The organism is Streptosporangium oxazolinicum, from assembly GCF_039537505.1.
Lineage (GTDB): Bacteria > Actinomycetota > Actinomycetes > Streptosporangiales > Streptosporangiaceae > Streptosporangium > Streptosporangium oxazolinicum.
This window is the reverse complement of the sequence record NZ_BAABAQ010000011.1, coordinates 162,859-185,910: the sequence shown is the minus strand read 5'-3', so window position 1 is coordinate 185,910 and position 23,052 is coordinate 162,859. Positions and strand designations below refer to the sequence as shown.

The 23,052-nt window shown below is 70.3% G+C and carries 19 protein-coding genes; 4 read left to right on the top strand and 15 right to left on the bottom strand.

The window, feature by feature from the left end; genetic code table 11:
• Positions 1–20 precede the first annotated feature (20 nt).
• The 8 genes from ABD817_RS27100 to metH all read right to left on the bottom strand — a co-directional run bounded on the left by ABD817_RS27100 (position 21) and on the right by metH (position 11,227).
• Positions 21–1,088: an ABC transporter ATP-binding protein gene (locus ABD817_RS27100; protein ID WP_344920984.1), complete on the bottom strand. Its 1,068-nt coding sequence runs from the start codon at positions 1,086–1,088 to the stop codon at positions 21–23.
• Positions 1,089–1,143: 55 nt separating this feature from the next.
• Positions 1,144–2,187 (bottom strand): ABC transporter ATP-binding protein, encoded by a 1,044-nt coding sequence (locus ABD817_RS27095; RefSeq protein WP_344920982.1) that lies wholly within the window; start codon positions 2,185–2,187, stop codon positions 1,144–1,146.
• Entirely contained in the window at positions 2,184–3,197 is a 1,014-nt protein-coding gene (locus ABD817_RS27090) for an ABC transporter permease (RefSeq protein ID WP_344920981.1), read from the bottom strand. The genes ABD817_RS27095 and ABD817_RS27090 overlap by 4 nt, the downstream gene beginning before the upstream one ends.
• An 81-nt stretch (positions 3,198–3,278) precedes the next feature.
• Positions 3,279–5,057 carry an ABC transporter substrate-binding protein gene (locus tag ABD817_RS27085; RefSeq protein WP_344920980.1) on the bottom strand — a complete coding sequence of 593 codons (1,779 nt, stop codon included), beginning with the start codon at positions 5,055–5,057 and terminating at the stop codon, positions 3,279–3,281.
• A 58-nt stretch (positions 5,058–5,115) separates the two neighbouring features.
• Complete coding sequence (locus ABD817_RS27080) at positions 5,116–6,126, bottom strand: ABC transporter permease (RefSeq protein ID WP_344920979.1); 1,011 nt, start codon at positions 6,124–6,126, stop codon at positions 5,116–5,118.
• Positions 6,127–6,391: 265 nt separating this feature from the next.
• The gene (locus ABD817_RS27075; protein WP_344920978.1) at positions 6,392–6,934 is read right to left on the bottom strand and encodes a cellulose synthase; all 543 of its coding nucleotides are present in this window, start codon (positions 6,932–6,934) and stop codon (positions 6,392–6,394) included.
• A 122-nt stretch (positions 6,935–7,056) separates the two neighbouring features.
• Positions 7,057–7,728 (bottom strand): HAD family hydrolase, encoded by a 672-nt coding sequence (locus ABD817_RS27070; protein WP_344920977.1) that lies wholly within the window; start codon positions 7,726–7,728, stop codon positions 7,057–7,059.
• Between the two features lie 34 nt (positions 7,729–7,762).
• Positions 7,763–11,227: a methionine synthase gene (gene metH / locus ABD817_RS27065; protein WP_344920976.1), complete on the bottom strand. Its 3,465-nt coding sequence runs from the start codon at positions 11,225–11,227 to the stop codon at positions 7,763–7,765.
• Between the two features lie 368 nt (positions 11,228–11,595).
• Here metH and ABD817_RS27060 point away from each other — a divergent pair, with 368 nt between their 5' ends.
• The gene (locus tag ABD817_RS27060; protein WP_329079264.1) at positions 11,596–12,450 is read left to right on the top strand and encodes a PAC2 family protein; all 855 of its coding nucleotides are present in this window, start codon (positions 11,596–11,598) and stop codon (positions 12,448–12,450) included.
• Between the two features lie 220 nt (positions 12,451–12,670).
• The gene (locus ABD817_RS27055) at positions 12,671–13,309 is read left to right on the top strand and encodes a hypothetical protein (RefSeq protein WP_344920975.1); all 639 of its coding nucleotides are present in this window, start codon (positions 12,671–12,673) and stop codon (positions 13,307–13,309) included.
• On the opposite strand, the gene ABD817_RS27050 is transcribed toward ABD817_RS27055, so the two are convergent.
• From ABD817_RS27050 to ABD817_RS27025, 6 genes are all read right to left on the bottom strand, one after another.
• Entirely contained in the window at positions 13,213–14,118 is a 906-nt protein-coding gene (locus ABD817_RS27050; protein WP_344920974.1) for a sirohydrochlorin chelatase, read from the bottom strand. The two genes, ABD817_RS27055 and ABD817_RS27050, sit on opposite strands and share 97 nt — an antisense overlap.
• Positions 14,115–15,284 carry a uroporphyrinogen-III synthase gene (locus ABD817_RS27045; RefSeq protein WP_344920973.1) on the bottom strand — a complete coding sequence of 390 codons (1,170 nt, stop codon included), beginning with the start codon at positions 15,282–15,284 and terminating at the stop codon, positions 14,115–14,117. Before ABD817_RS27045 ends, ABD817_RS27050 begins: the two co-directional genes overlap by 4 nt.
• Positions 15,285–15,341: 57 nt before the next feature.
• Positions 15,342–15,695, bottom strand: coding sequence for a nitrite reductase small subunit NirD (gene nirD / locus ABD817_RS27040; protein WP_344920972.1), 354 nt, complete (start codon positions 15,693–15,695; stop codon positions 15,342–15,344).
• An 88-nt stretch (positions 15,696–15,783) separates the two neighbouring features.
• A complete protein-coding gene (gene nirB, locus ABD817_RS27035; protein ID WP_344921180.1) occupies positions 15,784–18,231 on the bottom strand; it encodes a nitrite reductase large subunit NirB in 2,448 nt (815 codons plus the stop codon).
• Between the two features lie 173 nt (positions 18,232–18,404).
• Positions 18,405–18,791: a hypothetical protein gene (locus ABD817_RS27030; RefSeq protein WP_344920971.1), complete on the bottom strand. Its 387-nt coding sequence runs from the start codon at positions 18,789–18,791 to the stop codon at positions 18,405–18,407.
• Between the two features lie 164 nt (positions 18,792–18,955).
• Complete coding sequence (locus tag ABD817_RS27025; RefSeq protein ID WP_344920970.1) at positions 18,956–20,278, bottom strand: MFS transporter; 1,323 nt, start codon at positions 20,276–20,278, stop codon at positions 18,956–18,958.
• Positions 20,279–20,516: 238 nt separating this feature from the next.
• Here ABD817_RS27025 and def point away from each other — a divergent pair, with 238 nt between their 5' ends.
• Together def and ABD817_RS27015 are read left to right on the top strand one after the other, a co-directional pair.
• Positions 20,517–20,993, top strand: a complete 477-nt coding sequence (def, locus tag ABD817_RS27020) for a peptide deformylase (protein ID WP_344920969.1) — start codon at positions 20,517–20,519, stop codon at positions 20,991–20,993.
• 215 nt (positions 20,994–21,208) lie between these two features.
• Positions 21,209–21,412, top strand: a complete 204-nt coding sequence (locus ABD817_RS27015) for a cold-shock protein (protein WP_329079252.1) — start codon at positions 21,209–21,211, stop codon at positions 21,410–21,412.
• Positions 21,413–21,815: 403 nt separating this feature from the next.
• Here ABD817_RS27015 and mshC read toward each other — a convergent pair whose 3' ends face one another.
• Positions 21,816–23,039, bottom strand: a complete 1,224-nt coding sequence (gene mshC / locus ABD817_RS27010) for a cysteine--1-D-myo-inosityl 2-amino-2-deoxy-alpha-D-glucopyranoside ligase (RefSeq protein WP_344920968.1) — start codon at positions 23,037–23,039, stop codon at positions 21,816–21,818.
• Positions 23,040–23,052 lie beyond the last annotated feature (13 nt).

Below are 23,052 nucleotides of genomic sequence, written 5' to 3'. Positions count from 1 at the left end.
GTACGGGCGGGCGGGAGCGGTCAGCCGGAGACGGCCTGCGGGGACGGCTGCCCGGCGGGGGCGTTCTCCGGGAAGTGGCAGGCGACCTGGTGGCCGGGGGCGAGCGCCTCCAGCGGCGGCTCCACTGTCTTGCAGATCTCCTGGGCCTTCCAGCACCGGGTGTGGAACCGGCAGGCGGGCGGCGGGTTGAGCGGGCTGGGCACGTCGCCCTGGAGGCGGATGCGCTCGCGGTCCCGGCGCCGGGCCGGGTCGGGGACGGGCACCGCCGACATCAGCGCGGTGGTGTACGGGTGCATGGGCGACTCGTACAGGTCCTTGCGGTCGGCGAGCTCGACGATCTTGCCGAGATACATGACCGCGACCCGGTCGCTGATGTGCCGGATGACCGACAGGTCGTGCGCGACGATGACGTAGGTCAGGTCGAGCTCGTTCTGCAGGTCCTCCAGGAGGTTGACCACCTGGGCCTGGATCGACACGTCCAGCGCGGAGACCGGCTCGTCGGCGATGATGAGCTTGGGCTTGAGGGCGAGCGTGCGGGCGATGCCGATGCGCTGGCGCTGACCGCCGGAGAACTCGTGCGGGTAGCGGTTGTAGTGCTCGGGGTTGAGCCCGACCAGCTCCAGGATCTCCTGGACCGCCTTCTTGGTGCCCTGCTCGGTCTGGATCCCCTGGATGCGGTACGGGGCGCCGACGATGGCGCCGACGGTGTGCCGGGGGTTGAGCGACGAGTAGGGGTCCTGGAAGATCATCTGCACGTCGCGGCGGAGGGGGCGGATCTTGGCCTGGGACATGTGGGTGATGTCGTGGCCCTCGAAGACGACCTTGCCGCCGGTGGGTTCGAGCAGGCGGGTGATGAGCCGTCCCGTGGTGCTCTTGCCGCAGCCCGACTCGCCGACCAGGCCGAGCGTCTCGCCCTTGCGGACGTCGAAGCTGATCCCGTCGACCGCCTTGACCGCGCCGACCTGCCTGCGCAGCAGGCCCTTGGTCACCGGGAAGTGCTTCTGCAGGTCGCGCACGGACAGCAGCGCGTCGGAGGAGGACCCCCCGGCCGCGCCGCCCTTGTCGTCAACGACGTCGACCGAGGTCACGCGTCCTCCCTCACCCGGGGCACCCGGGACATGCTGTGCTGACCGGCTCGCTCGCTCACGTGCTCTCCATCATCGGCTTGATCTCGTTCTCCCAGATGGACCGCCGTTCCGCGCGGGGCATGTGGCAGCGGACCAGGTGGCCGCCGTCGGTCTCCAGCAGCTGCGGCACCTCCGAGGTGGCCTTGCCCTCGGTGCGGCCGGCGAAGGCGCAGCGGGGGTTGAAGGCGCAGCCGGACGGCACGTTGATCAGCGAGGGCGGGGAGCCCTTGATCGGGAGCAGCCGCTCGGTGGGCTCGCGGTCCAGGCGGGGCATCGATCCCAGCAAACCCCACGTGTAGGGGTGCTCGGGCCGGTAGAAGGTGTCCTCGGCCGTGCCGTACTCGACGCACTTGCCGCCGTACATCACCAGGATGTCGTCCGACAGCTCGGCGACCACGCCGAGGTCGTGGGTGATGACGATCAGCGCGGAGTTGAACTCGCTCTGCAGGTCGCGCATCAGGTCGAGGATCTGTGCCTGGACGGTCACGTCGAGGGCGGTGGTGGGCTCGTCGGCGATGAGGAGCTCGGGGTCGCAGGAGAGCGCCATCGCGATCATCGCGCGCTGGCGCATGCCGCCGGAGAAGTGGTGGGGGTAGTCGTCGACCCGCCTGTCGGGCTGCGGGATGCCCACCCGGCCGAGCATGTCGATGGCGTGCTTGCGGGCGACGGCCTTGCTGACGTTGTGGTGGATCCGGTACGCCTCGATGATCTGGGCGCCCACGGTGTAGTACGGGTGCATGGCGGAGAGCGGATCCTGAAAGATCATCGCCATCTTCTTGCCGCGCAGGGTCCGCACGTGGTCGGCGCTCGCGCCGACGAGCTCCTCGCCGTCCAGCCAGATCTCGCCGGAGATCTTGGCGCGCCCGCCCTTGTGCAGGCCCAGGATGCCGAGGCTGGTCACGCTCTTGCCGGAGCCCGACTCGCCCACGATGCCCAGGGTCTTGCCCCGCTCCAGCTTGAACGACAGGCCGTCGACGGACTTGACCAGGCCGTCCTCGGTCGGGAAGTGGATGCGCAGGTCGCGCAGTTCCAGGAAGGACTCCGGTGCGGGAGTCGTCATGAGAGCCTCACCCTCGGGTCGACCACCGCGTACAGCACGTCCACGATGAGGTTGGCCAGGACGATGAAGATCGCCGCGAACAGGGTCACACCCAGGACGACGGGCAGGTCGTTGCTCCGGATCGCGTCGATGACCAGCTTGCCGATGCCGGGGATGGAGAAGGTGCTCTCGGTGAGCACCGCGCCGCCCAGCAGCAGGCCGAGGTCCAGGCCGAAGATGGTGAGGATCGGGGTCAGCGTGGCCCGCAGGGCGTGCTTGGTCACGACCGTCCGCTCCTTGAGCCCCTTGGCGCGGGCGGTGCGGATATAGTCCTCACCCATGGTCTCCAGCATGCCCGCCCGGGTGAGCCGGGCGTACAGGGCGGCGTACAGGAACGCCAGGGTGATCCAGGGCAGTACGAGCGCCTGGAACCACATGACCGGGTTCTCGGTGAACGCCGTGTAGCTGCCGCCGCCGGGGAAGATCCCCAGCGTGTACGCGAACAGCGACAGCGACACCAGCCCGGTGAAGTAGATGGGGAGCGACACCCCGGCCAGGGCGATCGTCATCGCCGCCCGGTCCATGGCGGTGCCGCGTCTCAGCGCGGAGACGACGCCCACGCTGACGCCGACGACGACCCAGGTGATCGCCGCGCCCAGGGCGAGGGAGATCGTCGCGGGGAGCCTGTCGAGCAGCGTCGGCCAGACCGGCTGGTTGTTGTTGAAGGAGAAGCCAAAGCACGGTGCCGGGCACTCGGCCTTGCGCGGGCCGAGCGAGTAATCCTGACCGGCGACGATGCCCTGCGCGAACCGGCCGTACTGCACCAGGAGCGGGTCGTCCAGGTGCAGTCGCTTGACGGCACCCTGGATCGCCTCAGGGGTGGCGTCTCGCCCGACGTAACGCGACGCCATGCCCTCGGGGGTCTGTCCCAGAGCACGCGGGATGAGAAAGAAGATCGCGAAGGTGGCCATGCTGACGATGGCGAGCATCAGCACGGCGGCGATCACGCGGCGGACGATGAAAGCGACCACGATCGTTCGGCCGGGGTGCCCGGGAGGGTCGCTCCCGGGCACCGTCAGGCCTTCACCTGCCTTTGGCTAACTAGGGAAGGGCTACTGCTGGACGCCGAGCCACGTGTAGTCGTACATGCCGTAGGCCGGGTGCACGTACACGTTGGTCAGGGTCGACGGACGGAAGATGAGGGTCTTCTCGTAGACGAAGGACATGAAGGCGGCAGACTCCATGACCTTCTGGTCGACCTGGGTCCAGATCTCGTTGCGGGCGGCGGCGTCGGTGGTCTGGATGCCCTTGTCCAGCAGGTCGTTCACCGACTTGTCGTTGAGCTCCATCATGTTGTAGTTGCCGGAGTCCTTGATGAAGCGACCGTCGACGATCTGCGACAGGAATCCGAAACCGGACGGCCAGTCGGAGCCCCAGCCGGCGATCATGATGCCCAGCTTGTTGGCGTGCACGAACTCCGGCTTGCCGGCGTACTGCGCGCTCCAGTCACCCGAGGGGTACTTCTTGATGGTGGCCTTGATGCCGACCCGGTCGAGGGAGGCCTGGAGCGCCTCGGCGACCTGGACCTCCTTGGTGCGGTCACCGCGGACCGCGATGTTGGTCTCGAAGCCGTTCGGCTGGCCGCAGGCCGTCAGGTGCTCCTTGGCCTTGGTCAGGTCACCCTTGTGGTCGGCGCCGTTGGGGTACAGGTCGAACTGCTTGTAGCCGACCGTGGTCGGGGTCATCGCGGTGGTGCCGATCTCGCCGCCGAGCGGGCCGCCCCAGGGAGCCTGGGTGGCGGTCTTGTCGGTGGCGTACTGCACGGCCTTGCGGCAGTCGATGTTGTCGAACGGCTTCACCGCGGTCGACATCATCGCGTAGCGGTTGAACGGCGTGAAGGGGTTGTCCGTGGAGTCCTTCAGCTTGGCGTCCGCGACGATCTGGGCGCGGGCCGCCGGCTGCACGCCGGTGCCGCCGAGGTCGACGTGGACCTGGCCGCTCATGAGGCGCTTGTCGATGTCCTCGGCGTTCTGCTTCATCTGGACTTCGATGCGGTCGGGCAGCTGCTTGCGGGTGGTGTCGGTGGCCGGGTCCCAGTTCTCGTTCTTGACGAGGTTGAACTGCTTGCCGATCTCGTAGCTCTCGATCTTGTAGGGGCCGGTCGAGGCGACGGTCTTCTCGTAGTCGAGACCGGTGTCCTTGGCCTGCGGCACCGGGGCGGACTGCGGGTTGGCCACCAGGAAGTCGAACTCCGCGAACGGCGCCTTCAGCTTGAAGACGACGGTGTGGTCGTCGGGGGTCTCGACGCCCTTGAAGTTGTCGAGGTTCTTGTCCTTATAGGGGCCCTTGTAGTCACCGGAGTCGAGGTACTGGGCGAAGTACTTCGGACCGTCGGTGAGCTCTTCGGTGAAGTTGCTGCGGGCGATGGCGTACTTGACGTCCGCGGCCTTGACCTCGGTGCCGTCGTCGTACTTGATGCCCTTCTTGAGCTTGTACGTCCAGGACTTGCCGTCCTCGGCCATCTCGCCGGGGCCCTCGGCCAGGTCCGGGACCAGCTTGAGACCGGCGTCGCCGGGCTCGGCGGCGTAGGTCATCAGCGGGCGGGCGTACAGCCGGGTGAAGTTCCAGTTGAACGCGTAGTAGGTGTTGCCCGGGTCCATCGAGTCGGGCTCGTCGGAGTAGGCGAACTTGAGCGTGCCACCCTTGGTGTCGGCGGCGTTGACGACCTTGGTGTAGCCGTCGTTGTGCTTGGCCGCGGAGGCCGCGGCACCGGTCCCCTGGTTCCCCGAGGACGTGTTGCCACCGCCACCGGCTGTTCCGCCACAGGCGGCCAGTCCCATGGTCAGCGCGGTACCCAGCGCGGCGAGCGCCAGGGCGTTGATCTTCCTCATCGTGGTGGTACACCCCTTGTCGTGAGTGACGGAGATATAGAGGACGGTCGCTTGTTCGCTACCGGGCTCGCGGGTCGAGGGCGTCCCGGAGCCCGTCGCCCAGCAGGTTGAACGCCATGACGGTGATGAAGATCGCCAGGCCCGGGACGATCATGAAGAGCGGGGCGGTCTGGTAGTAGTCGACCGCCCTGGTGAGCATGCCGCCCCAGGACGCCTGGGGCTCGTTCACACCGACACCGAGGAACGACAGAGCCGCCTCGAACAGGATGTTCGTGGGGATCAGCAGGGTCGCGTAGACGAGGATCGGCGCCACGAGGTTCGGGAACATCTCGCGGAAGATGATGTAGCGGTTGCCCGCGCCCAGGGAGCGGGCCGCGTCGACGAACTCGCGCTCGCGCAGCGACAGGGTCTGGCCGCGCACGATGCGCGCGATGTACGGCCAGTTGAAGAAGCCGATGATGAACACGATCACCGCGATCCGCAGGCCGTTGCCCCTCAGCCCGAGGGCCTGGTCGGGGACGGCGCCGACGATGGCGATCGCGAACAGCAGCAGGGGGAAGGCGAGGAAGACGTCCATCGCCCGGCTGATGAGGGTGTCGACCCAGCCGCCGAAGAAGCCGGCGAGCACGCCCAGCAGTGAGCCGATCACCACCGAGAGCAGCGTGGACAGGAAGGCGACCAGCAGCGAGATCTGGGCGCCGGAGATGATCCGGGCGAAGATGTCACGGCCGTTGACCGGCTCCAGACCGAACGGGTGCTCCAGGCTGATCCCGCCCCAGGCGCCCAGCGGCGCGCTCGTCATGGGGTCGATGAGGTCGTTGTTGGGAATGTTCGGGGAATCGCCGAACAGGGCGATGATCCCGCCGAACGGGCGCTCCGCGAAGATCGCGATCAGCGTCAGGAAGACCACGACGAAAGCGCCGATAATTGCTGCTTTATCGCGCTTCAGGCGCAGCCAAGCTATCTGGCCGAGAGAACGGCCTTCGATCGCTTTTCCGCCCACCCCTTCGAGAACAGCCTCCGGCTGGGCCTCCATGGCCGTGCCGGGGACGTCGAGCGGTGCGGTCATACAGTGGCCCCCTGGATCCCAGACGACGTTGTCCGTCAACGCGTCCCCCGGGTCGGGGTAGCGCGCCGTAAGTCTACGGGCCAGTATTCGTGGTCCCGTGCGCAGAATCTATGGGCTGAACTGCGCTGACCAGTCCTCTGAGGCGCTATGTGGCTTAACTGTGATTCACGCGAAATTCATTCGTTTTGATCTTGAAGGTAATGTCCGGAAGCCGTTCCGCTTCTGTCTCGGATTCGTGACATTGAATCGAGGCGGTGACGTAGTGTCATCCGATCCCACGGCGCTTGAGGATGTCCTCGATGTCGGAGAAGTCGTCATCGGCCGCCGGCTTCGCCGCGGGACGGGCGGCGGCGGGCTGGGAAACGGGCGCGGGAGCGGCCTTGCGCTTGGGCAGCGGCTGCGTGACGGCCGTCGCGCCCGGCGTCCCCGACGTCACGGCCCCGCCGCGCGCCGGGGCACTCGTGACGGGGGCCGGGGAGGCCCCGGACGCCGAGGCGGCCCTGAGGCGGCGTCCGCGCAGGAAGCCGGAGACCAGGAAGAGCAGCACGGCGAGCCCGGTCACCGCCACCCCGGACCAGACCACGGGGTTGAACACCAGACCGGTGAGGAACCCGCCGATCGCCGTGCCGATCTGCCACACGGTCGGCAGCGCGCCGGTCAGGTAGGCGGCGACGGGCAGCAGCGACCAGGCCGCGGCACGCAACCCCGCCGCGGCGCCCCGGCGGCGCATCAGCAGGAAACTCAGCACCAGCCCCACGCCGGTGACCCCGGCACAGAGCGGCAACCACGCGATCTGGTCGTACGACATGGCGGACCGCCCCCTCGTATCGGCTTACCCGTACATCCATCCTGGCACGTCGAATCGGGACGGGACCTCCTTCCTGAGGAGGGATCACCCCCTAAGGGACGCGGGCCGGTTCGCACGAAAGATCAGGGACGATCCCCGACGTCGAACGGCTCACCGGAGGACAGCGAACGCAGGATCGCCACGTCGACCTCCAGCAGCGAGCCGACGACGAGGCGGCCGGGCGCGGCGGGAATCGGCAACACGCTCGGCACCGCCACCACCCGGCAACCCGCGGCGGTGGCCGACGTCACCCCGTTCGGGGAGTCCTCCAGGGCGACGCAACGGGCCGGGTCGACGCCCAGCAGCCGGGCGCCCGTCAGGTAGGGCTCGGGGTCGGGCTTGGTCCGCGCGACGTCGTCGCCGGTGACCACGCGGTCGAAGTTGTGCGCCCCGATGCTCCTCAGACACGCCTCGGCGATCGACCGGACCGACGAGGTGACCAGGGCGGTGGCCAGGCCCGCCCCGCGCACCTCGGCCAGCAGCTCGGCGGCGCCGGGCATCATCTCCACCCCGCCCGCGAGCCTGGCGATCATGCCCTCCAGCATCCACGCCTCCACCTCGGCGGGGGTGGCGCCCCCGCCGGAGATCTTGAGCATGTAGGCAACGGTGGCCGGCATGGAACCGCCCACCAGGTTCTCCTGGTGGGCCTCCCCCCACTCGCCGCCGAGCCGTTCCATCACCTCGGTCTCGACCTGAAACCAGATCTTCTCGCTGTCGACGAGAAGCCCGTCCATGTCGAAGAGAACAGCTTCCATCCCCGGTGAACCCCCCTGGCCGATCACACGCCGGTCATACGTTGAAGTAGTTGGCCTCGGGATGATGGACGATCAGCGCCGACGTCGACTGCTCGGGATGGAGCTGGAACTCCTCCGACAGCTCGACGCCGATCCGCGCCGGATCGAGCAGCCCCATCAGCTGCACCTGGTCCTCCAGATTGGGGCAGGCCGGGTAGCCGAAGGAGTATCGGCAGCCGGCGACGTTGACCTTGAGCATGTCCTCCAGCGACTCGTCCCCGCCGATGCCCAGCTCGGAGCGTACCCGCGCGTGCCAGTACTCGGCCAGGGCCTCGGTCAGCTGCACCGACAGGCCGTGCAGCTCCAGGTAGTCGCGGTAGGCGTCCTTGGCGAACAGCTCGGCCGCCGCCTCGGAGACCCTGTTGCCCATCGTCGCGACCTGGAAGGCGACGACGTCGACCTCGCCGGAGTCCTTGGAACGGAAGAAGTCGGACAGGCACAGGTGCCGGTCGCGGCGCTGGCGCGGGAAGGTGAAGCGGGTGCGCTCGTTTCCCCCCTCGTCCAGGATGATCAGCGAGTCGCCGTCGCTGACGCACGGGAAGTAGCCGTAGACGACCGCCGCCTCCAGCAGCCCGTCGGTCTGCATCCGCTCCAGCCACATCCGCAGGCGCGGGCGGCCCTCGGTCTCGACCAGCTCCTCGTACGAGGGCCCGTCGCCGCCGCGCGCGGCCTTGAGGCCCCACTGGCCCATGAACGTCGCCCGCTCGTCCAGGAAGGCGGCGTACTCGGCGAGCGGCACGCCCTTGATGACGCGCTCGCCGAGGAAGGGCGCCGTCGGCACCGGGTTGTCGGCGGCCACGTCGGAGCGGGCGGGCAGCTCCTCCACCGGGGTCCTGACCAGGGTGGCGCCGCCCTTGACCCGGCGCTCGCGCAGCGGCGGCAGGCTCGCGCCCTTCTCCCCGCGCTTGACCGCCATGAAGGCGTCCATCAGGCGCAGTCCCTCGAAGGCGTCGCGGGCGTAGCGGACCTCGCCCTGGAAGAGCTCCGCGAGGTCCTGCTCGACGTAGGCGCGGGTCAGCGCGGCCCCGCCGAGCAGCACGGGGAACCTCTCGGAGATGCCCCGGGAGTTCATCTCCTCCAGGTTCTCCTTCATGATGACCGTGGACTTCACCAGCAGCCCGGACATGCCGATGACGTCGGCCCTCTTCTCCTCGGCGGCCTCCAGGATGACCGACACCGGCTGCTTGATGCCGAGGTTGACGACCTCGTAGCCGTTGTTGGAGAGGATGATGTCGACCAGGTTCTTGCCGATGTCGTGCACGTCGCCCTTGACGGTGGCGAGCACGATGCGGCCCTTGACCTCGCCCTCGACCCGCTCCATGTGCGGCTCCAGGTAGGCGACCGAGGTCTTCATCACCTCGGCCGACTGGAGCACGAACGGCAGCTGCATCTGGCCGGAGCCGAACAGCTCGCCGACGGTCTTCATGCCGTCGAGCAGCACGTCGTTGACGATCTCCAGGGCGGGGCGCAGGGCGAGGCCCTCGTCGAGGTCGGCCTCCAGGCCCTTGCGCTCGCCGTCGACGATGCGGCGCTTGAGCCGCTCCCACAGCGGCAGCGCGGCGAGCTCCTCGGCCTTGCTCTCCTTGAGCGCGGCGGCGTCGACCCCCTCGAACAGCTCCATGAACCGCTGCAGCGGGTCGTAGCCCTCCCTGCGCCGGTCGTAGACCATGTCCAGGGCGACCTGGCGCTGCTCGTCGGGGATGCGGGCCATCGGCAGGATCTTGGAGGCGTGCACGATCGCCGCGTCCAGGCCGGCGTTGACGCACTCGTTGAGGAAGACCGAGTTGAGCACGACGCGGGCGGCCGGGTTGAGGCCGAACGACACGTTGGACAGGCCCAGAACCGTCTGCACGGCGGGGTGGAGCCGCTTGATCTCCTTGATCGCCTCGATCGTCTCCAGCGCGTCGCGCCGGGTCTCCTCCTGACCGGTGGCGATGGGGAAGGTGAGCATGTCGACGAGGATGTCCTCGACCTTCATCCCCCATCTGCCGGTCAGGTCCTCGATGAGGCGGACCGCGATCTGGACCTTCAGGTCGGCGGTGCGGGCCTGGCCCCGCTCGTCGATGGTGAGGGCCACCACGGCGGCGCCGTACTCGCGGACCAGGGTCATGTTGCGGTGGAAGCGCGTCTCGGGGCCGTCGCCCTCCTCGTAGTTGACCGAGTTGACGACCGCGCGCCCGCCGAGCATCTGCAGCCCGGCCTCCAGGACGGCGGGCTCGGTGGAGTCGAGGACGACCGGCAGCGTGGAGGCGGTGGCGAAGCGGAACGCCAGCTCCTTCATGTCGGCCACGCCGTCGCGGCCCACGTAGTCGACGCAGAGGTCGAGCATGTGCGCGCCGTCGCGGGCCTGCCCCCGCGCGATCTCCACGCACTCCTCCCAGTCCTGGGCGAGCATCGCCTCGCGGAACAGCTTGGAGCCGACGGCGTTGGTGCGCTCGCCGATGGCCATGTACGAGATGTCCTGGCGGAAGGGGACGCTCTGGTAGAGGGAGGAGGCGCCGGCCTCGGGGCGGGGACGGCGCGGGGCCGTCTCCTGCCCGCGGACCCGCTCGACGACCTGGCGCAGGTGCTCGGGGGTGGTGCCGCAGCAGCCGCCGACCAGGGAGAGCCCGTAGTCGCGGGTGAAGTTCTCGTGCGCCGAGGCCAGCTCCTCGGGGCTGAGCGGGTAGTAGGCGCCGTCGGAGGTGAGCACGGGCAGCCCGGCGTTGGGCATGCACGACAGGCGGACGCGGGCGTGGCGGGCCAGGTAGCGCAGGTGCTCGCTCATCTCGGCGGGGCCGGTCGCGCAGTTGAGGCCGATCACGTCGACGCCGAGCGGCTCGATCGCGGTCAGGGCGGCGCCGATCTCCGAGCCCAGCAGCATCGCGCCGTTGGTCTCGATGGTCACCTGGGCGATGACCGGCACGTCACGGCCCGCGTCGGCGATCGCCCGGCGGGCGCCGATCACCGCCGCCTTGACCTGGAGCAGGTCCTGGGAGGTCTCGATGATCAGCGCGTCGGCGCCACCGCTGACCAGGCCGGCGGCGTTGTCGTAGTAGGCGTCGCGCAGCTCGGCGTACGGCTTGTGCCCGAGGGTGGGGAGCTTGGTGCCGGGGCCGATGGAGCCCAGCACGAAGCGCGGGCGGCCGGGGGTGGAGTAGGCGTCGGCGGCCTCGCGGGCGACGCGGGCACCGGCCTCGGAGTACTCGAAGACGCGCTCGGAGATGTCGTATTCGCCAAGAGCTGAAAGGTTGGCCCCGAAGGTGTTCGTCTCGACGCAGTCGACCCCCACCTCGAAGTAGGCCTCGTGCACGGCGCGGACGATGTCGGGACGGGTGACGTTGAGCACTTCGTTGCAGCCCTCGTGGTCCTGGAAGTCATCCATGGTGACGTCGTGGGCCTGGAGCATCGTCCCCATGGCCCCGTCGGCGACCATCACGCGCTCGGCCAGGACTTCACGGAAAGACGGAGTGCTTGTCATGGGGACAAGAGTACTGGGAGCCGTCCGGACGCTAATTGTTCTTGGTGGCGATCGAACCCCTTGTCCAATTAATTGCGCTGATTCCCTGAAGTACCAATGGTTGCTGATCGCACCACCCCTATCGGCCTTTGTCCGCGCCGACGGCCCCATAGGCGCGGGGACGGCCCCGCCGTAGAGGTTCGTCGGGAGTACGCGGAAACCGACGGTTCCCCGGGCGCGAGGGCGGCCTCGTGATCCCGTCCGGCGTGTGACGCCCGCGCGGGCCCGTGACGTCCTGATCGTCCGTACCGCGCCGGGAAGGTGACGTGAAGGCCCCCTCACCGCATAGGCTTAGCCGGATAGGACGTGAGGTGAGAAGGAGGGGGCGCGTGATCGAGATCGAAGGTCTGCCCGAGCTCGTCGACCCGGTGATGATCGCCGCGTTCGAGGGGTGGAACGACGCGGGTGAGGCCTCGAGCGGAGTGATCGCGCACCTGGAGGACGAGTGGAAGGCGACCCCGCTGGTCTCCCTGGACCCGGAGGAATACTACGACTTCCAGGTGACCCGCCCGATCGTCGAGATGGGTGAGGGGCTGACGCGCTCCATCACCTGGCCGACCACCAAGCTGTCGGTGGCCAGGCCCCCGGGCGTCGACCGCGACGTGGTCCTGCTGCGCGGCATCGAGCCCAACATGCGCTGGCGCGCGTTCTGCGAGGAGATCGTGCTGGTCTGCCGCGAGCTGGGGGTCGAGCTCGCGGTCCTGCTCGGCGCGCTGCTCAACGACTCACCGCACACCCGCCCGGTGCCGATCGTGGGGTCGGCGACCGACGAGGGCCTGGCCAGGGCGATCAACCTGGAGCTGAGCCGCTACGAGGGGCCGACGGGCATCGTCGGCGTCCTGCAGCACTCCCTGGGCGCCGCCGGGCTGCACGCCGTGTCGCTGTGGGCCTCGGTGCCGCACTACGTGGCCCAGCCGCCCAACCCGAAGGCCACCATGGCGCTGCTCAGCCGGATGGAGGACCTGCTCGACATCCCGATGCCGCTGGGCGAGCTGGCCGAGGAGTCCCGGGCCTGGGAGCACGGCGTCGACGAGCTCGCCTCCCAGGACAGCGAGGTCGCCGAGTACGTCAAGGAGCTTGAGGAGCGCAAGGACGCCGCCGAGCTGCCCGAGGCGAGCGGCGACGCCATCGCCGCCGAGTTCGAGCGCTATCTGCGCCGCCGCGACCGTGACTCCGACGGCTGAACTCACGGCGTACGGTTACCACCGGCCGCTGTTTTTCGCCTAGGTTGAACCAAGATTGAGCCTGGGGGCGAGCCCGGGTCGACAGGCACTGATCGGGCACGCCCCGCCCGCCGGGGGCGCGCCGAGCGGAAGACCGGACGTCGGCGACCGCGCGGCCGAAAAGGACACGGCCTCGCGGACACCGGTGAACGACGCATCACCGTCACGACCATCTGTCCATGTGACTGCGCACGTTAGGGCGACCATGGCGACTCCCCGTATCGATCCGTACCACAAGACCGCCGACCCGCACCGGAACGCACAGGATGCCCGGCTCCGCGTCCTCGAACTGGCCGCGTTCATGAAGCGCGAGGAGGCCGACGACGCCTCGCGGCCGCGCTCCCGGGGCACCGAGGCCGGGCACGCCGTCGACATGTTCCTGGCCCTGCTGCAGGACCGGCTCCCGGTCTGGCGGCGCATCCTCGACGACCTGATGTACCTGGTCGGCAAGGGCCGGGTGACCGAGAACCTGCTGCCCATCGCGCGAGCCGGCATCGACTACTACTGCGAGGTCCAGTCGGCGGCGCTGCCCGCCTTCACCTCCCCCTCGGTCACCGTCCGCTTCCGCGAGGCGATGCGCGACAGCGACATCGGCCCGATGTCCGAGATCGTCCCGCTCACCGCGTACCTGGCGGCCGAGCAGCGGGCGGGGCGCCTCTCCCCCGAGGTCGTCCCGGTCGCCAGCGCCCGGCTGCTGCTCGCCGGGTGCTTCCGCCACGCCTACTACGAGATCCTTCTCGGCCCCGACTCCCTGCCGTCGCGGGACGAGGCCGCCGAGGAGATCGTCCAGGAGCTGAGGCTGGAGCCCCGGCGGGTCTGATCGGCGTCCGGGACAACCGGCGCCAGACGGACCCCGCCGGACCCGGGACGCCCGGCCCCCTGCGGGGCCTGGCGCGCCTGGCCGGGCCCCGCGGGCACGGACGCCGGGCGGGCCCGGACACCTCCCGGGGCCACCGATGCCAGGCGGGCCTGGTCGAACCGGGCCCACACCAGCGCGGCCAGGTCGGCGTCCACCCCCAGGGGGGCGGCGACCAGGTCGGCGCCGGACGCCTCCAGGCGGTCCTGGAAGAAGCCGGGCGCCAGAAGATAGGAGGCCAGCGCGATCCGCGGCGCCGGTCCCGAGCGCAGCCGGTCCAGGGCCTCGGCGACCGACGGGGATCCCGTCGCGGCGAAGGCCGCGGTGACCGGGCGGGAGAGCCGGACCGCCAGCAGCCGGGCCGCCGCCCGCACGTCGGCCAGCGCGGCGGGGTCGGACGAGCCCGCCGCTCCCAGGATCACCGAGTCGGCCGCCCTCAGCCCCGCGGCGGACAGCCGCCTGGCGAGGACCGAGGTGAGCAGCGCGTGCGGTCCCAGCGGGGCCGCCACCACGGCGTCCGGCCTGGCCTCGGCCACCACGGAGGGCAGGTCGATGTGCACGTGGTAGCCGCCCGCCAGCAGCAGCGGGACCACCACGACGGGGCCGGGCAGGCTGGGCAGCACGTCGGCCAGCAGAGGTGAGCTGATCTCCAGGAACGCCTGCTCCACGCGCGTTCCCCGGCGGCCCCCGCGCACCAGGTCCCGCAGTCCGGCCAGGGTCTCCTCCCCCCTCGCGCTGCGCGTCCCGTGCCCGGCCAGGACCAGCGTCGTCACAGGCCTTCGCCCCGGTCGCAGGCCAGGCGGTAGCCGCGCTTGACGACCGTCTCGACGATCCCCGCGGGGCCGAGGGCGCGGCGCAGTCGGGTGATGGCCATCTCCACCGCGTGCTCGGCCGAGTCGCGCGACGGGCCGCCGGGGAGCACGGTCCGCAGGTCGGAGCGGGCCACCACGTGCCCCGGTTTGTCGGCCAGGCGCTTGAGGACCGCCATCGGCGCCGGCGGCAGCGGCTTCAGCTCGCCGTCCACCGCGACGGCGTGGCCGCGGATCTCCAGCTGGTGGCCGCCCGCGACCAGGCGGGTGACGCTGTGCTCGGGCAGGTGCCTGGCGAGGGCGCGGGCCAGCGTGCCCAGGCGGGAGCGCTCGGGCCGCACGGTGGGCACCCCGCGCGCCTCCAGCGGCCCGGCGGTGACCGGGCCCACGCAGGCGGCGACGACCGGCCCGGCGAAGGCCGCGATCAGCGCGTCCTCCAGGCCGTCCGCGCGGGCGGAGTTGAGCATGGCCAGCACGGCCGGGGCGCTGGTGAAGGCCACCGCGTCCACCCCGCCGGAGATGGCCTGGCTGACCAGCCGCCGCAGCGGCGACACGTCGCGGTAGGGCAGCCACCGGTAGACCGGCACCTCGATGACCTCCGCGCCCGCCTCGCGCAGCGCGGCCACGAAACCGGTCAGCGGCTCCCCGTGCAGCTGCACGGCGATGCGGCGCCCGCGCAGGTCCTGGGCGAGCAGGTGCTGCTTGACCTCCTCGCACGACTCCGTGGGCGGGGTCCAGTGGTCGGCGAGGCCCGCCGCCCTGACCGCGCCGCGCGCCTTGGGCCCGCGGGTCAGCAGCCGGGCCGAGGTCAGGTGCTCGGAGAGGTCGGTGGAGAGCCCCCAGCCCTCGGCCGCGGCCATCCAGCCTCGGAAGCCGACCCCGGTGGTGACCACCACGTCGTCGATCGGGGCGGACAGGCTGGCGCGGGTCGCGGCCAGCAGGTCGGCGTCCTCGGCCAGGGGCACCAGCCGGATCGCCGGGGCGCGCACCACCCTGGCGCCCCTGCGTTCCAGCAGCGCGCAGAACTCCTCGCGCCGCCGGGTGGCGGTGACCCCGATCGTGAACCCGGCCAGCGCGTCGGGCGCGGTCTCGGGAGAGCCGACGGGACCGTCCAGAACGGCGATGCTCATCTGTCGTTCACCACTCCTCGCTCGATGTTTCCTCGGTATCCGGCCACCCGCTCGTGCTCACGGAAAGCCCACCTCCACCGTTTCGCCGGTGACGCGGATCGGGTAGGTCGGCACGGCCACCGCGGGGTCGTCCAGGCACATCCCCGTCGTGAGGGAGAACACCTGCTTGTGCATGGGGGACGCCACCACGGGCTCACCGGCCCTGGTGCCGACGATCCCGCGGGACAGGACGTGGGCGCCGCTGAACGGATCGTGGTTGCCGATCGCGAACAGGGAGCCGTCGAAGGCGCGGAACAGCGCGATCTGCCTGTCGCCGACGAGCGCGCACGCCCCGCGTTCGGGCAGCAGGTCGGCGTAGGAGCAGACCGGGGTCCAGCGGGTCGTCTCCAGGTCTTCTCTCAGGGCTGTCATCGGTGAAGGTCTCCTCTCCTCGGGTCCTCGGGGGTGCGGTGGCGGCGATCCGGTGCGGCCGGGTATGGGGGACGCGGATCGGGACGGCTCAGGAACGGACGACCTCCAGCGGGATCAGGACCGGTTTCACCTGGTCGCGCTCGGTCTCGAAGGCGATCGACGGGTCCGGGGTCCCGGGGGCGTTGACGAAGGAGACGAACCGCCGGAGCTTCTCCGGGTCCTCGATCGTGGCACGCCACTCGTCGGCGTAACCGGCCACGTGCCGCTCCATCTGGGCCTCCAGGTCGGCGCAGATCCCCAGGGAGTCGTCCAGGACGACCTCCTTGACGTAGGCCAGGCCCTGGGCCTCCAGCCAGACGGAGGTGCGCTGCAGGCGGTCGGCGGTGCGGACGTAGAACATCAGGAACCGGTCGATGACGCGGACCAGCTCCTCGGTGCTCAGGTCGGCGGCGAACAGGTCGGCGTGGCGCGGGGTGAAGCCGCCGTTGCCGCCCACGTAGAGGTTCCAGCCCTTCTCGGTGGCGATGACGCCGAAGTCCTTGCCGCGGGCCTCGGCGCACTCGCGGGCGCAGCCGGAGACGGCCGACTTCAGCTTGTGCGGCGAGCGCAGGCCCCGGTAGCGCAGCTCCAGCGCGATGGCCAGGCCGACGGCGTCCTGCACCCCGTACCGGCACCAGGTCGAGCCCACGCAGGACTTCACCGTGCGCAGCGCCTTGCCGTACGCGTGCCCGGACTCGAAGCCCGCGTCCACCAGGCGCTTCCAGATCAGCGGGAGCTGCTCCACGCGGGCCCCGAACAGGTCGATCCGCTGCCCGCCGGTGATCTTGGTGTAGAGGCCGAAGTCGCGGGCCACCTCGCCGATCACGATGAGGCCGTCCGGGGTGATCTCCCCGCCGGGGACGCGCGGCACCACCGAGTAGGTGCCGTTGCGCTGGATGTTGGCCAGGAAGTGGTCGTTGGTGTCCTGCAGGGCGGCCTGCTCGCCGTCGAGGATGTGGCCGTTGCCGAGCGAGGCGAGGATCGAGGCGACGACGGGCTTGCACACGTCGCAGCCGCGCCCGGTGCCGTGCTCGGCGATGAGGTACGAGAACGTCGTGATGCCGCGCACCCGGACGATGTCGAACAGCTCCGCCCTGCTGTACGCGAAGTGCTCGCACAGGGCCTTGGAGACCTCGACGCCCGAGGAGACGAGGATCCGCTTGAGCGTCGGGACGCAGCTGCCGCAGGTGGTGCCCGCGCGGGTGCACGCCTTGACGCCGGGGACGTCGGTGAGGCCGTGCTCGGCGATGGCCTCGCACACCTGCCCCTTGGTGACGTTGTTGCAGGAGCAGATCTGCGCGTCGTCGGGGACCTCCATGCTCGCCGGGCCGCCGGTGAACAGCAGCTCGCTCGGCGAGCCCGGCAGGTCGCGGCCGACGAAGGGCTTGAGGGTGTTGTACGGGGTGGCGTCGCCGACGCAGATCCCGCCGAGCAGGGTGCGGGCGTCGTCGCTGACGAACAGCTTCTGGTAGACCCCGCCCACCGGGTCCATGAAGGTCACGTCCAGCGCGCCCTCCATCGCGCCGAACTGGGCGACCTCCACGCCGAGCAGCTTGAGCTTGGTCGACAGGTCCGCGCGGGTGAAGACCGCCTCGCCGCCGAGGATGCGGTCGGCGGCGACCTCGGCCATCGTGAAGCACGGCCCCGCCAGCCCGTAGACCATGCCCTCGTGCAGGGCGCACTCGCCGACCGCGTAGATCGCCGGGTCGCTGGTGCGCATCCCGTCGTCCACGGCGATCCCGCCGCGCCCGCCGACCTCCAGGCCCGCCTGCCTGGCCAGCTCGTCGCGGGGCCTGACGCCCGCGGAGAAGACCACGATCTGCGCCTCGACGGTCTCACCGTCCGGCTTGACCAGGCCCGCGACCCGCCCGTCCGGGCCCGCGACGATCTCCTTGGCCCCCGCCTGGGTGTGCACGCTCAGGCCGAGCGCCTCCACGTGGCCGCGCAGGACGGCGCCGCCGCCCTCGTCGACCTGCCGGGGCATGAGCCAGCCGCCCATCTCCACCACGTGCGTCGCCAGGCCCAGGCCGCGCAGCGCGTCGGCGGCCTCCAGCCCCAGCAGCCCGCCGCCGATCACGACGCCGCTCGTGGCGCCCGAGGCGGCCTCCCTGATCGCGTCGAGGTCGTCGATCGTGCGGTAGACGAAGCAGCCGTCCAGCTCCCTGCCGGGCACCGGCGGCACGAACGGGCTGGAACCGGTGGCCAGCACCAGCACGTCGTACGGCTCGCGGTGGCCGTCGGCGGTGGTGACCTCGCGCGCCCGCCTGTCGATCTCCACGACCCTGGACGACAGTCGCAGCACGACCCCGTCCGGCGTCGGGTAGGTGAGGTCCTCGATGCTCCTGCCCGTCAGGTAGGAGGTGAGCGCCACCCGGTCGTACGCCGGCCGGGGCTCCTCCCCCAGCACCGTGACGCTGCCCGCGAAGCCCTTGGCGACCAGCGCCTCGACCAGCCGGTGCGATGTCGGTCCGTGTCCCACCACGACGAGCCGTGACATGGTCGCGCTCCTTTTCCCGTCCGCTCCGCTGTCGTCCGCCCGCCCCTCGCGGGGCGCCTCGTTCGTCGGCCGCGCCGCGGCCGCGTTCACCCAGCCCGCGTTCACCCAGCCCGCGTCCGCCCCGGCCTCGCCGCCCGTCCGGCGCGCGGCCGGTCCCCCGGCGCTCGCGCCGGTCACGCCGGGCCCCCTTCCCGGTCGCCCAGCCGGCCGGCGACGTCCTCGATGTACCCGATGTCCCTGACGTCCCCGGCGTCCCCGGCGTCCCCGACGTTCTCGCGCGGCCGTTCGGCGGGTCCCCGGAGGGTCTCGGGGCCGCTCCGCCCCCCTGACGGCGGAGCGACCGCTCGGCGGAACGGCACCCGCCCCTCCGGACCGGTCGTGGTGCCGCTCCTTGTGGCCCACCGGGCGGTGGACGGCACGACGCGGGCCGTCTCCCGTGCGGCGGGGGCGCCGTGACACGACATGATGGTGATGGCGTTGGCCTCGCCCGTCGCGGCGTTCACGCCGTGCGTCGCCGTCCCAGCCTTCACAGGCGTCTGGGGGTGAAGTGAGACCGGCATGGATCCGATGGTGCTTTCAGGCGGTTTCACCGCGAGGTCTCCTCTGTTACCGATGTGCTACAAGCCGCTAACCGCGTTCACATTCGCGATGAGGCCGATGTGAGTTGTCCGTCGGCCGGGCCGGTGCCGGATGTGAGCGGGACGGGTGCCTGGCGCGCCGTAGGTCACACGCGGGCCGACGCCAGACTCGGCACGGACCCCGCGGTACGCAGGTAGCAACCCCAGGTGATGACCGCGCACACCAGGTAGAAGGCGGCGAAGGAGGCCAGCGCGGCACCCGCTCCCCCGGTCGCGGCGATGGAGCTGCCGAATCCACGGTTGATGAAGAACCCGCCGAAGGCGCCGATCGCGGAGATGATCCCGATCGCGGCGGAGGCGTCCCGCTTCCCGATGGCCGCGGCGGCCTCGTGGGCCTCCGTACCCGGGGCGATGCCCGCCACGGCCTTGGCCCGGAAGATCGCCGGGATCATCCGGTAGGTCGAGCCGTTGCCGATGCCGGTGGTGGCGACCAGGAGCATGTAGGCGCAGAAGAACAGCGCGAAGGCGTGCTGGGACAGGCCCTGCCAGACCAGCGCCGCCGCACCCGCCATCGCGGCGAAGTTGACGAACGTCACCCGCGCCCCGCCGAGCCGGTCCGACAGCCAGCCCCCGACCGGCCGGATCAGCGAGCCGAGCAGCGGGCCGAGGAAGGCCAGCCCCACCAGGGAGGCCTGCTCGGGGAACTGGCTCTTGATGAGCAGCGGAAACGCGGTGGAGTAGCCGATGAAGGAGCCGAAGGTGCCGATGTACAGGACCGACATGATCCAGGTCTGGGCCCTACCGGCGACCTTCAGCTGGTCCGCGGGACTGGCCTTGGCTGAGGTCAGGTTGTCCATGAAGAAGTAGGCCCCGAGCGCGGCGGCCAGGATGAACGGGATCCAGAACAGCCCCGCGGCGGCCAGGCCGAACGCCCCGATCACCAGGGGCATGACGAGCTGCACCGAGCTGACCCCGATGTTGCCGCCCGCCGCGTTGAGCCCGAGCGCCGACCCCTGCCTGTCCTGGGGGTAGAAGTAGGTGATGTTGGCCATGCTGGAGGCGAAGTTGCCGCCGCCCAGGCCCGCCGTGGCCGCGATGACCAGGAACACCCAGTAGGGGGTGCCGGGGTCACCCACCGCGACGGCCAGCAGCACCGCGGGCACGAGCAGCAGCAGGGCGCTGACCACGGTGAAGTTCCGGCCGCCGAACCTGGCCGGGGCGAAGGTGTACGGGATGCGCAGCGCCGAGCCGACCAGATTGGGCAGGGCGACCATCCAGAAGAGCTGGTCGGTGGAGAACTCGTAGGAGCCGAGTTGCACGGCCACGATGCTCCACACGGTCCACAGCGTGAATCCGAGATGCTCGGCGAAAATGGAGAAGACCAGGTTCCTGCGGGCCACCTTCCTGCCCTGTCCTTGCCAGAAGTCGGGGTCGTCGGGCCGCCAGTCACTGATCCAGGGCTTGGCCATCGTTCCTCCTGCTGCGGTTTCGGGGGCTACGATCCCGAAACCTAGGAGGACGGCATTACGCACACTTACTATCTGTGATGGTGCGCCGGTTACGTGTGACTAACCATGGAAATATGCAATGCACAGGTCGCACACTCGCAACGTTCCGGAAACGTAAAGGGCGACGGGGTAACGGTTGAGCCGGAGCGACAGGGGGAAGCGTCTTCGATATTCGGTTCGTTCGCTTCGGGGAGTGCGCGTGGCTGTCCAGCCCATCCGACCGTTCAGCGACCCCGTGCTCCGCACGGTGTCCGAGCCGGTGACCACCTTCGACCGCGCGCTGCGCGGCCTGGTCAAGTCGCTGCAGGCCACGATGCGCGCCGGCGCGGGCCGCGCGGGACTCGCCGCCCCGCAGATCGGCGTCCCCCTCAGGGTGGTCGTCTACGAGCTGGACGGCAAGTCCGGCCACCTGGTCAACCCGCGCCTGGAGCTGTCCGAGCGGAAGATCGTGGCCGACGAGGCATGCCTGTCCGCCCCCGGCCGCTGGTGGCCGCTGGAACGCTCCTACATGGTCACCGCCCGTGGTCGCGACATGTTCGGCAAACCCGCCACCGTCCGCGCCCTGGGCATGCTCGCCCGCGTCCTGCAGCACGAGGCCGACCATCTCGACGGCACCCTCTTCGTCGACCACCTCCCCGAGGAGGATCGGGAGCGCTTCCTCGACTCGATTTCGTGACTTGCGCATCATGGAAGCGTCGGATAGAGTCGCATGGTTGCAGTCGTAGTTCTCAGCTTAGCCTTATCATCTCAAGTGCTTATGAGAAGTCCGCCGACAGCGGACGTTACACAGTTTCTCCGGATGGTCTCCGCGGGTGCATGGTAGGGTCCGCAACGCAGCCCCGTGCCGCCGACCTGGTGGTTCGGTGAGGCTCCCAATGAGGAGAAGTAGTTTTGTCTGAAGGCACCGTTAAGTGGTTCAACGCCGAAAAGGGCTTCGGATTCATCGCACCGGATGACGGCACCGCCGACGTCTTCGTGCACTACTCGGCTATCAACTCCGGCGGCTACCGCAGCCTGGAGGAGAACCAGCGTGTCAGCTTCGTCACCACGCAGGGCCAGAAGGGCCCGCAGGCCGACAAGGTCGAGGTCATCTGACCTGGCCTTGACCTCAGGCTTAGGCTGAGCCCGCACCGCGCGAGCGGTGCGGGCTCAGTCCTTTCCCGGTTCCTTTCCCAGGCACGCTTCTCTCCCCTGCGCCCTCCGGGCACTGTTCCGAGCGGTCCCCGACCGGCACAGGCCCCGGCCGTCCGGGCGGTAGTGGGAGCGCCAAGGATGCTGGGCGGCGCCGGACTCCGGGGCCGTGCCGCCCGGAGCCCCAAGACCCGGAGCGCGACGTCACCCGGCCGGAGACGTTCAGCAGCCCCCAAAACCCCTGAGCACGACGCCACCTGGCCGTAGGCGTCCGACACTGATCGCCGCCCGGAGAGTCCCGGAGCCCGAAGCGTCACATCACCCGGCCGGAAACGTCTACGGACGCGCCATCCGGCACCGCCCGAGCCTAGAGCGCGACCCCGAGCAGCGCGTCCACGGTCTCCCTGACGAGGACCGGCGCGTCCGGGTCGCTGCCCCCCTCGGACAGGGCCCGCTCGGCCCAGTCGTCGACGACCGCCAGGGCTCCGGGGGCGTCCAGGTCGTCGGCCATCCGGGCGCGTACCCTCTCGAGCACGACACCGGCGTCGGGGCCGGTCTGTAGCCCCGCGGCCGAGCGCCAGCGGGCCAGCCGCACCTCCGCCGAGGCCAGCTGCCCGGAGGTCCACTCCCAGTCCGAGCGGTAGTGGTGTGCCAGCAGGGCGAGCCGGATCGCCATCGGGTCGGTCTCCCGGCGCAGGCGGGAGACGAAGACCAGGTTGCCCTTCGACTTGGACATCTTCTCGCCGTCCAGGGCGACCATGCCCGCGTGCACGTACGCCCTGGCGAAGGGCCACTCCCCGCAGGCCACGTGGCCCTCGTGGGCGCCGCACTCGTGGTGGGGGAAGATCAGGTCGGAGCCGCCACCGGCGACGTCGAAGCCACTGGACAGGTTCGCCAGGGCGATCGCGGTGCACTCGATGTGCCAGCCGGGCCTGCCCAGGCCGAACGGCGAGGGCCAGGACGGCTCCCCCGGGCGCTCCGCGCGCCAGAGCAGCCAGTCGAGCGGGTGCTTCTTGCCCGGCCGGTCCGGATCTCCCCCGCGCTCGCCGAACAGGGCGAGCATGTGCTCCTCCGAGTAGCCGGAGACGGCACCGAACTTGGGGGCCGCGGCCACGTCGAAGTAGACGTCGCCGTCGAGGTCGTAGGTGGCGCCCTTGTCACGCAGCGCCACGATCAGGTCGGCGACCTGGTCGATCACCTCGGTCACGGCGACGTAGTCGCGCGGCGGGAGGATGCGCAGCGCCTCCATGTCGGTCCGGAACAGCTCGATCTCACGCTCGGCCAGGTCGCGCCAGTCGACGCCGGTCTGCCCCGCGCGTTCCAGCAGGGGGTCGTCGACGTCCGTGGCGTTCTGGGTGAAGTGCACCTCGTGACCGGCGTCGCGCCAGACCCGGTTGACCAGGTCGAAGGCGAGGTAGGTGTTGGCGTGGCCCAGATGGGTGGCGTCGTAGGGCGTGATGCCGCAGACGTACATCCGTGCCGTGGGGCCCGGCTTTGTCGGACCGACCTCTCGCGCGGCGGTGTCGAACAACCGCAGCGGGACACCGGCACCGGGAAGCCGAGGAACCTTCGGCTCAGACCACGATCTCATAAAATGCAGCCTA

What these genes read in the sequence shown, in the direction of transcription:
- ABD817_RS27095 (WP_344920982.1), bottom strand. Translation starts at nt 2,187, where the DNA reads ATGACGACTCCCGCACCGGAGTCCTTCCTGGAACTGCGCGACCTGCGC.
- ABD817_RS27085 (WP_344920980.1), bottom strand. Translation starts at nt 5,057, where the DNA reads ATGAGGAAGATCAACGCCCTGGCGCTCGCCGCGCTGGGTACCGCGCTG.
- ABD817_RS27080 (WP_344920979.1), bottom strand. Translation starts at nt 6,126, where the DNA reads ATGACCGCACCGCTCGACGTCCCCGGCACGGCCATGGAGGCCCAGCCG.
- ABD817_RS27075 (WP_344920978.1), bottom strand. Translation starts at nt 6,934, where the DNA reads ATGTCGTACGACCAGATCGCGTGGTTGCCGCTCTGTGCCGGGGTCACC.
- ABD817_RS27070 (WP_344920977.1), bottom strand. Translation starts at nt 7,728, where the DNA reads ATGGAAGCTGTTCTCTTCGACATGGACGGGCTTCTCGTCGACAGCGAG.
- metH (WP_344920976.1), bottom strand. Translation starts at nt 11,227, where the DNA reads ATGACAAGCACTCCGTCTTTCCGTGAAGTCCTGGCCGAGCGCGTGATG.
- ABD817_RS27045 (WP_344920973.1), bottom strand. Translation starts at nt 15,284, where the DNA reads ATGAGCATCGCCGTTCTGGACGGTCCCGTCGGCTCTCCCGAGACCGCG.
- nirD (WP_344920972.1), bottom strand. Translation starts at nt 15,695, where the DNA reads ATGACAGCCCTGAGAGAAGACCTGGAGACGACCCGCTGGACCCCGGTC.
- nirB (WP_344921180.1), bottom strand. Translation starts at nt 18,231, where the DNA reads ATGTCACGGCTCGTCGTGGTGGGACACGGACCGACATCGCACCGGCTG.
- ABD817_RS27030 (WP_344920971.1), bottom strand. Translation starts at nt 18,791, where the DNA reads ATGCCGGTCTCACTTCACCCCCAGACGCCTGTGAAGGCTGGGACGGCG.
- ABD817_RS27025 (WP_344920970.1), bottom strand. Translation starts at nt 20,278, where the DNA reads ATGGCCAAGCCCTGGATCAGTGACTGGCGGCCCGACGACCCCGACTTC.
- mshC (WP_344920968.1), bottom strand. Translation starts at nt 23,039, where the DNA reads ATGAGATCGTGGTCTGAGCCGAAGGTTCCTCGGCTTCCCGGTGCCGGT.